General features: G+C 74.7%; 11 protein-coding genes. 5 read left to right on the top strand and 6 right to left on the bottom strand.

What is annotated here, in order from left to right:
* Positions 1–3,627, top strand: a 3,627-nt coding sequence (locus B7P34_RS03345; RefSeq protein WP_106674234.1) for a Pls/PosA family non-ribosomal peptide synthetase, incomplete at its 5' end; no start/stop codon positions are given.
* Complete coding sequence (locus B7P34_RS03340) at positions 3,624–5,030, top strand: M1 family metallopeptidase (RefSeq protein WP_106674233.1); 1,407 nt, start codon at positions 3,624–3,626, stop codon at positions 5,028–5,030. The genes B7P34_RS03345 and B7P34_RS03340, both read left to right, overlap by 4 nt.
* Positions 5,031–5,190: 160 nt before the next feature.
* Here the strand turns inward: B7P34_RS03340 and B7P34_RS03335 are convergent, their stop codons facing one another.
* Positions 5,191–7,587, bottom strand: a complete 2,397-nt coding sequence (locus B7P34_RS03335; protein WP_223267452.1) for a Tex family protein — start codon at positions 7,585–7,587, stop codon at positions 5,191–5,193.
* Between the two features lie 102 nt (positions 7,588–7,689).
* Positions 7,690–8,565 carry an SCO6745 family protein gene (locus B7P34_RS03330; RefSeq protein ID WP_106674232.1) on the bottom strand — a complete coding sequence of 292 codons (876 nt, stop codon included), beginning with the start codon at positions 8,563–8,565 and terminating at the stop codon, positions 7,690–7,692.
* 123 nt (positions 8,566–8,688) lie between these two features.
* On the opposite strand from B7P34_RS03330, the gene B7P34_RS03325 reads away from it, so the two are divergent.
* Complete coding sequence (locus B7P34_RS03325) at positions 8,689–9,669, top strand: GlxA family transcriptional regulator (RefSeq protein ID WP_106674253.1); 981 nt, start codon at positions 8,689–8,691, stop codon at positions 9,667–9,669.
* A gap of 29 nt (positions 9,670–9,698) precedes the next feature.
* A complete protein-coding gene (locus tag B7P34_RS03320) occupies positions 9,699–10,352 on the top strand; it encodes a DJ-1/PfpI family protein (protein ID WP_106674231.1) in 654 nt (217 codons plus the stop codon).
* Positions 10,353–10,425: 73 nt separating this feature from the next.
* On the opposite strand, the gene B7P34_RS03315 is transcribed toward B7P34_RS03320, so the two are convergent.
* Positions 10,426–11,193 (bottom strand): enoyl-CoA hydratase/isomerase family protein, encoded by a 768-nt coding sequence (locus tag B7P34_RS03315; protein ID WP_106674230.1) that lies wholly within the window; start codon positions 11,191–11,193, stop codon positions 10,426–10,428.
* Between the two features lie 221 nt (positions 11,194–11,414).
* Between B7P34_RS03315 and B7P34_RS03310 the strand changes: the two genes are divergently transcribed.
* Positions 11,415–11,924 (top strand): ATP-binding protein, encoded by a 510-nt coding sequence (locus tag B7P34_RS03310; RefSeq protein ID WP_106674229.1) that lies wholly within the window; start codon positions 11,415–11,417, stop codon positions 11,922–11,924.
* On the opposite strand, the gene idi is transcribed toward B7P34_RS03310, so the two are convergent.
* From idi to galE, 3 genes are all read right to left on the bottom strand, one after another.
* A complete protein-coding gene (gene idi, locus B7P34_RS03305) occupies positions 11,899–12,432 on the bottom strand; it encodes an isopentenyl-diphosphate Delta-isomerase (protein ID WP_223267454.1) in 534 nt (177 codons plus the stop codon). The genes B7P34_RS03310 and idi overlap by 26 nt on opposite strands.
* Positions 12,433–12,566: 134 nt before the next feature.
* On the bottom strand, positions 12,567–13,514 hold the full coding sequence (locus B7P34_RS03300) for a cation diffusion facilitator family transporter (protein ID WP_106674227.1): 948 nt from the start codon (positions 13,512–13,514) through the stop codon (positions 12,567–12,569).
* Positions 13,515–13,690: 176 nt separating this feature from the next.
* A complete protein-coding gene (galE, locus tag B7P34_RS03295; protein ID WP_106674252.1) occupies positions 13,691–14,689 on the bottom strand; it encodes a UDP-glucose 4-epimerase GalE in 999 nt (332 codons plus the stop codon).
* Positions 14,690–14,897 lie beyond the last annotated feature (208 nt).

Here is a 14,897-nt window from a genome sequence, read left to right as displayed (position 1 = left end):
TGCCTCTCGCCCACGGGCCGGCCGCCCCGGCAGCCGGCGGCGGGGCCCCGCCCCGCCCGCCCCGGCGACGACGCCTGGATCATCTTCACCTCCGGCTCCACCGGCGCCCCCAAGGGCGTCGCCGTCACCCACCGCAGCGCCGCCGCCTTCGTCGACGCCGAGGCCGGGCTGTTCCTCCAGGACGCGCCCCTCGGCCCCGGCGACCGGGTGCTGGCCGGCCTGTCCGTGGCCTTCGACGCCTCCTGCGAGGAGATGTGGCTGGCCTGGCGGCACGGCGCCTGCCTGGTCCCCGCACCCCGCTCCCTCGTCCGCGCCGGCCACGAACTCGGGCCCTGGCTCGCCGAGCGCGGCATCACCGTCGTCTCGACCGTGCCCACCCTGGCCGCGCTCTGGCCCCCGGAGACCCTCGACCAGGTGCGCCTGCTGATCGTCGGCGGCGAGGCGTGCCCCGCGGCGCTCGTCTCCCGCTTCGCCGTGCCCGGCCGCGAGATGTGGAACACCTACGGCCCCACCGAGACCACCGTCGTCGCCTGCGCCGCGCGCCTGCTGCCCGGCGAGCCCGTACGCATCGGACTGCCCCTGGCCGGCTGGCGGCTGGCCGTCGTCGACGAGGCCGGGGAAGCGGTGCCGTACGGCGCCGAGGGCGAACTCGTGGTCGCCGGCGCCGGCAACGCCCGCTACCTCGACCCCGTCAAGGACGCCGACCGCTTCCGCCCCTCACCCGCCCTCGGCGACCCCCGCGCCTACCGCACCGGCGACCTCGTGCGAGCCGATCCCGAAGGCCTCGTCTTCGCGGGCCGCGCCGACGACCAGATCAAGCTCGGCGGGCGGCGCGTCGAACTCGGCGAGATCGACGCCGCGCTCGGCGCCCTGCCGGGCGTGCGCGGAGCGGCCGCCGCCGTACGCAGCACGCCCGCCGGCGGGCACGTCCTCGTCGGCTACGTCGTCCCGGACGCCTCCTACCGGCGCGAGGAGGCCAGAGCCCTGCTCGCCGGGCGGCTGCCCGCCGCGCTCGTGCCCGTCCTCACCGAGCTCGACGACCTGCCCACCCGCACCTCCGGCAAGGTCGACCGCGACGCCCTGCCCTGGCCGCCGCCGGAGCCGGCCGGAGACGACGGCGAACTCCACGGCACGGCCGCCCGCCTGGCCGACCTGTGGGAGCTCCACCTCGGCACCCGGCCCGCCGCCGGCTCCGACTTCACCGCCCTCGGCGGCACCAGCCTCACCGCCGCCCGCATGGCCTCCGCCCTGCGCGAGCACCACCCCGGGGTCTCCGTCGCCGGCCTCTACCGGCACCCCGTCCTGCGCGACATGGCCGCCCACCTCGACTCCCTCGCCTCCGCCGCCCCGCCGGAGGGCGCCGCCCAACGCACCGTCCGCCCCGTGCGCAAGCGCGCCGGCGCGGCCCAGATCCTCGTGCAGACCGCCCTGTTCGGCGTCGCCGGGCTGCGCGGACTCGTCGCCCTCGCCGCCGCCGACGACGTCCTCGGCCTCCTGGCACCCCGGCAGTGGGCCCCGCACACCTCCTGGTGGCTGGTCCTCGCCGGCTGGCTCGTCCTGCTCAGCGCCCCCGCCCGGCTCGCCGTCGGCGCCGCGGCCGCGCGCCTGCTGACCCGCGGCATCGCACCCGGCACGTACCGGCGCGGCAGCCGCGTCCACCTCCGGCTCTGGACCGCCGAACGCACCGTCGCCTCCTTCGGGGTCCCGTCGCTCCTGGGCACCCCCTGGGCCGCCCGGTACGCGCGGGCCCTCGGCTGCACCACCGGCCGCGGCGTCGCCCTGCACGCGATGCCGCCCGTGACCGGCCTCGCCACGCTCGCCGACGGCTGCTCCGTGGAACCCGAAGCCGACCTCTCCGGCTGGTGGCTCGACGGCGACGACCTGCACATCGGCCGCGTCACCCTCGGCGCCGGAGCCCGCGCCGGCCACCGCAGCACGATGATGCCCGGAGCCACCCTCGACCCCGGCGCCGAACTCGCGCCCGGAGCCTGCCTCGACGGCCACGCCGCCGCGGGGGAGCGGTGGGAGGGCTCGCCGGCCCGCAGCGCCGGCCGCGCCGAACCCGTACCGGCCGGGGCCCCCGCGCTCCCGTCCCTCCGGGCCAAGGCCGCCTACGCCCTCACGCTGGCCGGCCTGCCCCTCCTGCCCCTCCTCGCCGCCCTGCCCGCGCTCGTCGGCACCTACTACCTCGTCAAGGGCTGCACCACCCTGCTGTCCGTGTCGCTGACCCTGCTCGCCGCCGTCCCGGTCCTCACCGTCGCCGGCAGCCTGTCCTGGGCCCTCCTCGTCGCCGGCACGGTCCGGCTGCTCGGCCGCGGCATCCGGCCCGGCGACCACCCCGCGTGGGGCGCCGTCGCCTGGCGCGCCTGGCTCGTCACCCGCCTCCTGGACGGCGCCCGGGCAAGCCTCTTCCCCCTCTACGCGAGCCTCGCCACGCCCGTCTGGCTGCGCCTCCTGGGCGCCCGCGTCGGCCGGCGCGCCGAGATCTCGACCGTCCTCCCGCTGCCCTCCCTCCTCACCGTCGACGACGGAGCCTTCCTCGCCGACGACACGCTCGTCGCCCCGTACGAACTGCGCGGCGGACGGCTCCGCCTGGGCACCGCGCACATCGGCCGGCGCGCCTTCGTCGGCAACTCCGGCATCGTCGGCCCCGGCCGCCGCGTGCCCGACCACGCCCTCATCGGCGTCCTCTCCGACGCGCCCGAGCACAGCGAACCCGGCAGCTCCTGGCTCGGCCGCCCCGCCATGCCCCTGCCGCGCAAGGCGGCCGCCGCCGACGCGCACCGCACCTTCGACCCGCCGCGCCGCCTGGTGGCCGCCCGCGCCGCCGTCGAACTGTGCCGCGTGCTCCCGCTGATGGCCGGATTCGCCCTCGCGGAGCTCGTCCTCCTCGCCGAGCAGGACGCCCTCGACACCGGCGGCCTGCTCTTCGCCGCCGCGGTGGGCGCCCCCCTGCTGCTGGCCGCCGGCCTCGTCGCCGGCCTGATCACCACCGCCGTCAAATGGCTCCTCATGGGCCGCTTCACCGCCGGCGAGCAACCCCTGTGGTCCTCGTTCGTCTGGCGCAACGAGCTCTACGACACCTTCGTCGAGACCCTCGCCGTGCCCTGGCTGGCCGGCCCCTTCACCGGCACCCCCGTCCTCAACTGGTGGCTGCGCAGCCTCGGGGCGCGCATAGGCCGCGGCGTCTGGTGCGACACGCACTGGCTGCCCGAGACCGACCTCGTCTCCCTCGGCGACGGCGTCACCGTGGGCCGCGGCTGCGTCCTGCAGACCCACCTCTTCCACGACCGGATCATGCGCATGGACGCCGTACGCCTCGACGCCGGCGCGTCCCTCGGCCCGCACGGCATCGTCCTGCCCGGCAGCACCGTCGGCGCGGGCGTCTCCCTCGCCCCGGCCTCCCTCGTCATGCGCGGCGAGACCGTCCCGGCCGGCACCCGCTGGGCCGGCAACCCGATCGCGGGCGCGGGGCCCCTCCCGAGGGGCGGGGACAGCGCCGCACGGCCCGCGGGGAGCCCCGCGCGTCCCGGCGCGGCCGCCCTGTGCACCGCCGTCACGGGTTCCGCCGGGACCGCCGCTGTCCCGCCCGGGAACACCCCACGGCCTTCCGGAACCGTCGCATGACCCTCTGGGGACGTCTCCGCTGCAGCCGCCGCGCCCTGTTCACGGGCGCGGCGGCCCTCCCGCTGGCCGCGACCGCCGCCGACACCGCCGCCCTGCGGGGCGGCGGCCCGCGCTACTTCCCCCGCAACGGCTCCGACGGCCACCGCACCCTCTCCTACGACCTGACGCTCGGCTACGACCCCGGCCGGGCCCGGCTCGACGGCCACGCCCGCATCCGGGCCGTCGCCAACGAACGCACCGGCCGCATCGCCCTCGACCTCGCCCGGCTGAAGGTGCGCGCCGCCTACCTGGACGGACAGCCCGTCACCGTGCACCAGCACGGCGGAAAGGCGGTGCTCGCCGCCCCGCGGCCCCTCACCGCCGGACAGACGTTCGTCGCCGACGTCCACTACGACGGCAAGCCCGGGCCCGTCCGCACGCCGTTCGGGCCCATCGGCTGGGACCGCACGGGGGACGACCACGGCGGCACCCTCGTCGCCTCCCAGCCCGTCGGCGCCCCCTCCTGGTTCCCCTGCAACGACCGCCCCGACGACAAGGCCGCCTACACCTTCACCGTCACCGTCCCCCGGGGACACGACGTCCTGGCCAACGGCACCCTCCAGGAACGCCGGGAGACCGCCGGCTCCACCGCCTGGACCTACCACCACCCCGGGCCCATGGCCTCCTACCTCGCGGCCGTCTGCACCGGCCGCTTCACCCACGACACCCGCGGCGCCTTCCGCAACGCCTACCCCGCCGACATCGCCGGAGAAGCCCGCCACGACCTGGCCCGGCAGCCGCGGATGCTGCGCGCCTTCAGCGACTACTTCGGCGCCTACCCCTTCGAGACCTACGGCGCCGTCGTCGTCGACGCGGACCTCGCGGCGCCCGTCGAGAACCAGACCCTGTCCGTCTTCGGCCGCAACCACGTCGACGGGCGGCGCGGCTCCGAGACCCTCGTCGCCCACGAACTCGCCCACCAGTGGTTCGGCAACAGCGCCGGCGTCGCCGACTGGCGGCACATCTGGCTCAACGAGGGCTTCGCCACCTACGCGGAATGGCTGTGGTCCGAACACCTCGGCGAGGACGACGCGGACACGCTCGCCCGGGCCGCCCGGCACGAGCTCGCCTGCCGCGGGCAGAACCTGTGCATCGCCGACCCCGGCCCGCGGCAGCTCTTCGACGACCGGATCTACGTGCGCGGCGCGTGCACCCTCCACGCCCTGCGGCTCGCCGTCGGCGACGAGTGCTTCTTCCGCACCTTGCGGACGTGGCACGCGGCGCACCGGGGCGGGACGGCGGACACGGAACGCTTCGTGTCCCACGCGGAAAAGACGGCGGACCGTCCGCTGCGTCCCCTGCTGGCCGCGTGGCTGTACGAGGCCCCGGTCCCGGACTTCTCCCCCGAGGAGGGGGTGACCTGACCCCCTACAGGCCGGCTGGGCACCGCCGGCCTGCCACGTGGTGGCTTGTCGCCGTTGCGGCGGGGAAATTCTGCCCGCCGCAACGGCGCGTCACCACGACGGCGAGGGCCCGGCGGAATGGAGGCCGCCGGGCCCCGTACGTACGTCGTTTCCCTCCGCGCTAGCGGAGCCCCGCGCGGCGGAGGGCTTCCGCCATTGCGTCGTTCACCGGCGGAGCCGCCTCGCGCGAGCCGCCGCGCCGCTGCTGCGGCGCGCCACCGCCGCGGCGGCCGGAGCCGCGCTCGGAACCCCGCTCGGATCCGCGCTCGGAACCCCGTTCCGGGCGCGGACGGCCCCCGCCCCCGCCGGACGACGACGCCGCGTCGTCGTCCAGCCGCAGCGTCAGCGAGATCCGCTTGCGCGGGATGTCGACGTCCATGACCTTGACCCGCACGATGTCACCGGGCTTGACGACGTCCCGGGGGTCCTTCACGAACGTCCGGGACATGGCCGACACGTGCACCAGCCCGTCCTGGTGGACGCCGACGTCCACGAACGCCCCGAACGCGGCCACGTTGGTGACGACGCCCTCCAGGATCATCCCCGCCCGCAGGTCGCCGATCTTCTCGACGCCTTCCTTGAAGGCGGCCGTCTTGAACGCGGGCCGCGGGTCCCGGCCGGGCTTCTCCAGTTCGCGCAGGATGTCGGTGACCGTCGGCAGACCGAACGTGTCGTCGACGAACGCGTCCGGCCGCAGGGAGCGCAGCACGGACGTGTTGCCGATGAGGGAGGCGACCTCGCCGCCGGTCGACTTCACCATCTTCCGCACCACCGGGTACGCCTCGGGGTGGACGCTGGAGGCGTCCAGCGGGTCGTCCCCGCCGCGGATGCGCAGGAAGCCCGCGCACTGCTCGTACGCCTTGGGACCGAGCCGCGCCACGTCCTTCAGGGCCCGGCGGGAGCGGAACGGACCGTTCGCGTCGCGGTGGGAGACGATGTTCTCGGCGAGGCCGGAGCTGATGCCGGAGACGCGGGCGAGCAGCGGCGCGGACGCGGTGTTGACGTCGACGCCGACGCCGTTGACGCAGTCCTCCACGACCGCGTCCAGCGACCGCGACAGTTTCACCTCGGACAGGTCGTGCTGGTACTGGCCGACGCCGATCGACTTGGGGTCGATCTTGACGAGCTCGGCGAGCGGGTCCTGCAGGCGGCGGGCGATCGAGACCGCGCCGCGCAGCGAGACGTCCAGCCCGGGCAGCTCCTGGGAGGCGAACGCGGAGGCGGAGTAGACCGAGGCGCCGGCCTCGGAGACCATCACCTTGGTGAGCTTCAGCTCCGGGTGACGGGAGATCAGATCGGCCGCCAGCCGGTCCGTCTCGCGGGAGGCGGTGCCGTTGCCGATGGCGACGAGCTCGACGCCGTGCTCCCGGGCGAGCCGGGCCAGCGTGGCGAGCGAGGCGTCCCACTTGTTCTGCGGGACGTGGGGGTAGATGGTCTCGGTGGCCGCGACCTTGCCCGTGGCGTCGACGACGGCGACCTTCACGCCCGTGCGGAAGCCGGGGTCGAGGCCCATCGTGGCGCGGGTGCCGGCCGGGGCGGCGAGCAGCAGGTCGCGCAGGTTCGCCGCGAAGACGCGGACGGCCTCGTCCTCGGCGGCCTGGCGCAGCCGCAGCCGCAGGTCGATGCCGAGGTGGACGAGGACGCGCGTGCGCCAGGCCCACCGCACCGTGTCGCCCAGCCACTTGTCGGCGGGGCGGCCCCGGTCGGCGATGCCGAAGCGCTGGGCGATCATCTGCTCGTACGAGCTGGGTCCCGCGGGCGCCTCGCCCGCCGGCTCCGGCTCCAGGGTGAGGTCGAGGACCTCTTCCTTCTCGCCGCGCAGCATGGCGAGCACCCGGTGCGAGGGCAGCTCGGTGAAGGGCTCGGCGAAGTCGAAGTAGTCGGCGAACTTCGCGCCTTCCTCCTCCTTGCCCTCGCGGACCTTCGCGGCGACGCGCCCGCGCGTCCACATGCGCTCGCGCAGCTCGCCGATGAGGTCGGCGTCCTCGCCGAAGCGCTCGGTGAGGATGGCCCGGGCGCCCTCCAGCGCGGCGGCGGCGTCGGCGACGCCCTTGTCCGGGCCGGCGAAGGCGGCGGCCGCGGCGAGCGGCTCGGTGCCGGGGTCGGCGAGCAGGCCGTCCGCCAGCGGCTCCAGGCCGGCCTCCCGCGCGATCTGCGCCTTCGTGCGCCGCTTGGGCTTGAAGGGCAGGTAGATGTCCTCCAGCCGGGCCTTGGAGTCGGCGGCGCGGATCCGCGCCTCCAGCGCCTCGTCCAGCTTGCCCTGGGAGCGCACGGACTCCAGGACCGCCGTGCGGCGCTCCTCCAGCTCGCGCAGGTACCTCAGCCGCTCCTCGACGGTGCGCAGCTGCGCATCGTCGAGCATCTCGGTGGCCTCCTTGCGGTAGCGGGCGATGAACGGCACGGTCGAACCGCCGTCGAGCAAGTCGACCGCGGCCTTCACCTGCCGCTCCCGCACGCCGAGCTCCTCGGCGATCCTGCCTTCGATCGACGCCCCGGGCGACGCACCAATTGCCGTCACGATCACGCTCCGCTTTCTCTTCGGGCTGCGGACTGCATTGTGGCAGGTGCCGCCGACAGCGCCGCGCCCGAGCCGCGCGGCGCCGGTGGTTTCGGCGGCGTCTCAGCCGTTGCCGAGGAGGTCGGCGGGGAACGCGCCCGCCTCGACCGCGGCCATGGCGAAGGTCTTGGCCAGCCCGGTGAGGCGCTCCACGCCCGCCGCGCCGAGATGCTCGTACGGCGCGGCGTCGAGACGGTCGGTCTCGGCCTCCACCGCGTCGCGCAGCGCGGTGCCCGCCTCCGTCAGCTCGCCGGCCTCGTCCAGCAGCCCGCGCGCCCGCAGCCGCTCGCGGCCGGCGATGAGCTCCTCCACGGTCCAGCCGCGCGTGCGGACGAGCCACTTGTCGCTCATGCCGCCGCCGGTGGCGCTGTGGCTGAGGAGCGCCTCGACCGGGTCGAGGCCCGCCCGGACGAGCGCCATGACGTGACCGTCGCCGCGGTGCTCGCGCAGCAGCGTGGCGGCGTGCCAGAGCGCCAGGTGGGGGGTCTCGGGGACGGGCAGGTCGGCGTGGGCGGAGTACAGGGGGCGGCCGCCGCGGCCGCAGCCCTCGGTGGCGCGCAGGGCGAGCTCCGCGGCCTCGGCCATCTCGGGGGAGGCGATGACGTCCTCGCCGAGCAGGCGGCGCAGCGTGCCGTCGGCCGCGCGCAGCCGCGCGGCGAGGACGTCCTGCGGGGCGGCGGCGTCCCAGACGCCCGGGAGGTGAGCGGCGATCCGCTCGTGCTTGTAGTTGTAGAACGCGGCCGTGACCGGGCCCGGGCCGACGCGCCCGAACGCGGCCGTCCGCCCGGCGATGTTGACGGCGGAGAATTCCTCGATCCCCAGGGCGCCCATCTCCCGCACGATCTCGGGCGAGAAGTACACAGTGGCGTGAAGGGTGTTGAGGGGCTGCTGACAGCGGCGCGCGGCCAGCTCGGGCCTGGGCCCGTTGAGAGAAGTCATGCGGGCACGCTACCGACTGGCCGGTATGGCGTGAAGGGGGGTCCCCCGCACCCGGCGGCGATGGCAGGAAAGGTGGGGTGTTCGTCATTGCGGACACCTGACCGGGCGACCAGCATGGTCACCATGACGCCCCGCCGCACGCAGCGCCGCACCGTGCTGATCGTCCTCTTCGACGAGGTCCAGAGCCTCGACTTCACGGGCCCCGCCGAGGTGTTCGCCGGAGCGCGGCAGTGGACGGGCGACCCCGCCACGTACCGCGTGCACACCGCCACCCTCGACGGCGGCCCCGTGCGCACCAGCAGCGGCCTGCGCGTCACGCCCGACTCCGCCCTGCACGACGCCCCCGCCGCGCACACCCTGCTCGTGCCGGGCGGCGAGGGCACGCGCACCCCCGACCCGCGCCTCGTCACCTGGCTGCGCGAGCACGCGCCGCGGGCGGAGCGCGTGGTGTCGGTGTGCACGGGCTCCTTCCTGCTCGCCGCGGCCGGCCTGCTGGAGGGCCGCCGCGCGACGACCCACTGGGCGTTCTGCGCGGCCCTCGCCGCGCGCTTCCCGTCCGTCCGCGTGGAGCCCGACCCCATCTACGTGCGCGACGGGAACGTCGTCACCTCGGCCGGCGTCACCGCCGGCATCGACCTCGCCCTCGCCCTCGTCGAGGACGACCTGGGCCGCGAGCCGGCGCTCGCCGTCGCCCGCAACCTCGTCGTCTTCCTGCGCCGCCCCGGCAACCAGACCCAGTTCAGCGCCCCGCTCGCGGCCCAGACCGCGAGCCGCCCGCGGCTGCGCGACGTGCAGCACTGGATCGTGGAGAACCCGGCGGCGGACCTGTCCGTCGAGGCGCTCGCCGCCCGCGCGGACCTCTCCCCGCGGCACTTCGCCCGCGCCTTCCACAGCGAGACCGGCATGACGCCGGGCCGCTACGTCGACCGGGTCCGCCTGGAGGCCGCGCGCCGGCAGCTGGAGGACACCGGCGACGGCGTCGAGGAGGTCTCGCGGGCCTGCGGCTACGGCACGCCCGAGGCCATGCGCCGCGCCTTCGTCCGGTCCCTGGGGACCTCGCCCGCCGAGTACCGGCGCCGCTTCCGGCCGCTGACCGCGGCCTGACACCCGACAGGAAAAGGAAAGGGACCACCGTGCAGATCGCCGTCCTGCTCTACCCCGGCTTCACCGCCCTCGACGCCATCGGCCCGTTCGACACCCTCAGCCCCCTGCCCGGCACCGAGGTCGTCCTCGTCGCCGAGCGCCCCGGCCCCGTCCGCAACGAGAGCGGCAACCTCGCCCTCGTCGCCGACGCCTCGCTCGCCGAGGTCACGAGCCCGGACGTGGTCGTGGTCCCCGGCAGCGCCGACCCGAGCGGGCAGCTGGGGCCGGGACCCGTCACCGAGTGGCTGCAGCAGGTCGACCGGACAACCACCTGGACGACGTCCGTCTGCTCCGGCTCCCTGATCCTGGCCTCGGCAGGGCTGCTGACGGGCCGTCGCGCCACGTCGCACTGGCTGATGCTGGAGCAGCTCGCCGCGTACGGCGTCGAGGCCACGGGGGAGCGCGTCGTCTTCGACGGCAAGTACGTGACCGCCGCCGGCGTCTCCTCCGGCATCGACATGGCCCTCGCGCTCGTGGGCCGGATCGCGGGCGACCGCGCCGCGCAGTCCGTCCAGCTGCTCATCGAGTACGACCCGCAGCCGCCCTACGACGCGGGGTCCCCGGAGAAGGCCCCGGCCGACCTCGTGGCGGAGTGGCGGAACGCGGACCTGGCACAACTGGTGAAGCCGCAGCCGATTGACTGACCGTCAGGCGCCACGGTCAGTGGCCGTTGATGGGAAGGCCGGTACGGGGGTCCGGCCGCCCGTCAGCGGACCGTCAGACGAAGGTCTCCTCGCCGACCGTCCAACCGAACCGCGGCTGCCGCCGCTCCAGGAACGCGGCGACGCCCTCCGCGGTGTCGCCGCCGGCGCGCTCCTGCTCCGCCCAGTGCGCGATCCGTCCGGGACCGGCCGGCCTCGCAGCGAACTCCTTCGCGGCGGCCTGCGTCAGCTGCGACCGCGAGGCCAGCACCTTGGCGAACTCCGCGACCCGCCGGTCCAGCGCCTCCTGCGGCCACACCTCGTCCACGAGCCCCGTCCGCAGCGCCCGCGCGGCGTCGATCAGCTCGCCCGAGAAGAGCAGGTACTTGGCCGTGGCCGGGCCGGTCAGCTCCACCAGCCGGCGGGTGGAGGAGGCCCCGTAGACGATGCCGAGCTTCGCGGGGGTCACCCCGAAGGAGGCGTCTTCGGACGCGAACCGCAGGTCGCACGCGGCGGCGAGCTGGCAGCCGCCGCCCACGCAGAAGCCGCGCACGGCGGCGAGCGTGGGCTTGGGGAAGGCGGCGAGGGCCTCCTCGGCGGCGATCGCGAGGTCCCGCGAGCGGTCGACGCCCTCGGTCAGCGAGGAGATGTCGGCGCCCGCGCAGAACGTGCCGCCCTCGCCGGTGAGCACCAGCACCCGGACGGCCGGGTCGGCGGCGCACCGCTCCAGCAGCCCGGGGAGGGCCCGCCACATGTCCGTGGTCATGGCGTTGCGCTTGGCGGGGTTGGCGATGCGGACCGTGGCGGTGCCACCGGCGACGTCCAGGTGAAGTGCGGGCTCCATGCGCCGGATGCTATCCGGGCCCTCCCTCGGAATACCTAACTCCGGGTTGCTCAGGGAACGTGGAACAGGGTGGGCAGGATCAGTCGCGTGAGTGACCCTGGCATACGCACCCGGTCAAACTCCGTCGATAGCCGGTGTTTTGTGGTCAGCCCGCCGGTAGGACCCTCAAGTTCCCAACACTCATGGGTGCGGTCGACCATGGTGAGGGGTTGGTATCGGACATGGAAATCCTCGGGAGCGTCCCGCCCGACCGCGGGCAGGCCCCACCCCGGAGCCCGGTCGAGTTCGACGGAGCCTGGCGCTTCACCGCTCCCGCGCTGCACTCCTCCGTCCCGCGGGCGCGGCACGCCGTCCGCGACCTCCTCCGGCACCAGCGCGTGCCGCTCGGTGACGACCTGCTGCAGGGGCTCCTGCTGATCGTCTCGGAGCTGGTCACCAATGCCGTGCAGCACGCGGCGCTGCTCTCGCCCGAGGTCGCCGTGGAGGTCTCCATCGGCCGCCACTGGGTGCGGGTGGCCGTCGAGGACGACCACCCGTACCGGCCCAAGCCGCTGGAGGCGGACGACGAGCGCATCGGCGGCCGCGGGCTGCTGCTCGTCCAGGCCATCTCCGCCGAGGCCGGCGGCATGTGCGACGTCGAGCACACCGCGAGCGGCGGCAAGGTGGTCTGGGCCGCCCTGCCGCTCCCCGCGGCCCCCGGCGGGCCTACCAGCCCGCCGCGTCCCCGGTGACCTCGCGCACCGCGGGCCGCGCCGCGTCCAGCACGGTCATGAACCACGCCGAGAACGGGTAGCGCGCCCGCAGCTCCTCCAGCTCGGCCGGGGTCACGAACGCGGTCTCCGCGATCTCCTCCGGGGCCGGGCGCGGCTCGGCCCGCACGATTCCCACGAAGAGGTGGTTGTACTCCTGCTCCACCAGTCCCGAGTCCGGGTCGGGGTGGTTGTAGCGCACGGTCCCGGACTCGCGCATCAGCGCGGGCGCGAGCCCCAGCTCCTCGCCCGTGCGGCGCGCCGCCGCCACGAACGGCGGCTCGCCGGGGTACGGGTGGCCGCAGCACGTGTTCGACCACACGCCGGGGGAGTGGTACTTCTCCAGCGCCCGCCGCTGCAGCAGCAGCCGGCCCGCGTCGTCGAAGAGGAAGACCGAGAACGCCCGGTGCAGCTTGCCGGGGGCGATGTGGGCGGACAGCTTCTCCGCCGTGCCGATGGTTCTGCCGTCCTCGTCGACCAGCTCCAGCATGATCGGTTCGGCTGAGTCCTCCGGAGCGGGAACCGCTGCGGTGTCGGCGGAGAGGCCATTGGCTGGTGTGATCGGCATTGACCATCCTCGTTGTCGGTCTTCGGCCCTCAAGTCTGCCGTACCGGGCCGGGGCGTCAATGACAGAGCTTCGCCTCGTGCTCCGCATGGCCGCCGGGCTCCAGCTGGAAGGTGCAGTGCTCCACGTCGAAGTGCTCGCCGAGGCAGGCCTGCAGGTCGTGGAGCATTTTCTCGTGCCCGACCGAATCCAGCGCCAGGTGGTCGACCACCACGTGGGCGGAGAGCACCGGCATTCCGGATGTGATGGTCCACACATGGAGGTCGTGCAGGTCCTGCACGCCCGGCAGCGCCATGATGTGCGACCGGATCTCGTCCATGTCGACGTGCTTCGGCGCGGCCTCCAGCAGGACGTCCAGCGCCTCCCGCAGCAGCTTCAGCGTGCGCGGCACGATCATCAGGCCGATCAGGAGCGAGGCGACCGGGTCGGCCTGCGTCCACCCCGTCAGCATGATCACCACGGCGGAGACCACCACCGCGAACGAGCCCAGGGCGTCCGAGAGGACCTCCAGGAACGCCCCGCGCACGTTGAGGCTCTCCTTCTGGCCGCGCATCAGCAGCGCCAGCGAGATCAGGTTGGCGACGACGCCCACCAGACCGAAGACCACGGTCATGCCGCCCGGCACCTCGGTGGGGTTCATCAGGCGCCCCACCGCCTCGTAGAGGATGAACCCGCCCACGCCGAGCAGCAGCAGGCAGTTCAGCAGCGCCGCCAGGATCTCCGCCCGGGCGTACCCGTAGGTGCGGCGGCCGCTCGACGGGCGGTTCGCGAAGTGGATCGCGACCAGCGCCATGCCCACCCCGACGGCGTCCGTCGCCATGTGCCCGGCGTCCGCGAGCAGCGCCAGCGAACCGGTCAGCGCGCTGCCCACGACCTCCGCCACGAGCACCGTCAGCGTGATGCCCAGCGCGACCCGCAGCCGGCCCTTGTAGGCCGCCGCGGCCGTGCCGCTCGTGCCCGGCGGGGGTCCTCCGTGAGAGTGACCGTGATCGTGCCCTGCGCCCATGAGATGCCGCCCTCGGAAAACCGCTGCCCGTCCGGCCGGCGGCTGCCGGCCGGGACCCAGTGAACTACGGGTGGGGGGTATCGGGCAACGCGGCACTGAACACCGTTGTCATGTGCTCTGACCTGCGAAGACGTACATCTCGCCGACCTGCGGCGATCACCCTGCGTGCGGTGTCGTCAGCCCCGCGGAGCGCCCTCCCGGGCCTCCGGGTGATGCAGGCACCAGCCTTCCCACGCGGACGCGACCATGCTGTGCACGTCGTGCGCCGGGCTCCAGCCGAGCTCCTTCGCGATCAGCTCGTTCGAGGCGACGACACGCGCCGGATCACCCGGACGGCGCGGCTCGACGAGCGGCGCGGGCTCGGTGCGGCCGGTCACCGAGGCGATCAGGTCGGCCATCTCCCGCACCGAGACGCCCCGCCCCGTGCCCACGTTCAGCGTGAGGTCGCCCGGCTCCGTGCGCTCGGCCAGCCGGCGGGCCGCCGCGAGGTGCGCGGTCGCCAGGTCCTCGATGTGGATGTAGTCACGGACGCAGGTGCCGTCCGGGGTGGCGTAGTCCTCGCCGAAGATCCGCGGCGCCTCGCCCCGGGTGAGCCGGTCGAACATCATCGGGATGATGTTGAAGATCCCGGTGTCCGCGAGCTCCGGCACCGCCGCGCCCGCCACGTTGAAGTAGCGCAGGCAGGCCGTCGACAGGCCGTGCGCCTTGCCGGTGGCCCGCACCAGCCACTCGCCGGCCAGCTTCGTCTCGCCGTACGGGTTCATCGGCGCGCACGGCGTGTCCTCCGTGACGAGGTCCACGTCCGGCATGCCGTAGACGGCGGCGGAGGAGGAGTACACGAAGCTGCGGACGCCCGCGGCGACGGCCGCCTCCAGCAGCACGGTCAGCCCGTGCAGGTTCTCCCGGTAGTAGAGGAGCGGCTTCTCCACCGACTCCCCGACCTGCTTCTTCGCCGCCAGGTGCACGATGCCCGTCACACCGAGCTCCGCGAACGTGCGGTCCAGCAGCTCGCGGTCCAGCACCGAGCCCCGCACCAGCACGCAGCCCGCGGGCAGCCGCGCGGCCACGCCCGTGGACAGGTCGTCCAGCACGGCGACCCGCTCGCCGGCCTGCGTCATCGCCCGGGCGACGTGCGCTCCGATGTACCCGGCACCGCCTGTGATCAGCCATGTCATGACCGGCACGATAGCGCCTGGACGGCGGGTCACGATCTGTGTTCGATTCTGGTGATCGGGCATTCCGCCGGACTCTCGCGGCGGGACACCACGATGGCGCATTCCGGCGGTGCCGGACCGTCCCGGCCTGGAACCGGACGCCCCGCCCGGGCGTCCTTCCCATGGCGGGCCCGCCGCAGGCATACCGGCGGTGAACGGCGTCTTCCGG

This window comes from Streptosporangium nondiastaticum (assembly GCF_003011965.1).
Taxonomy (GTDB): Bacteria; Actinomycetota; Actinomycetes; order Streptomycetales; family Streptomycetaceae; genus Streptomyces; species Streptomyces nondiastaticus.
Note: the sequence above shows the minus strand (reverse complement) of the source record. Positions and strands in the feature narration are given on the sequence as shown.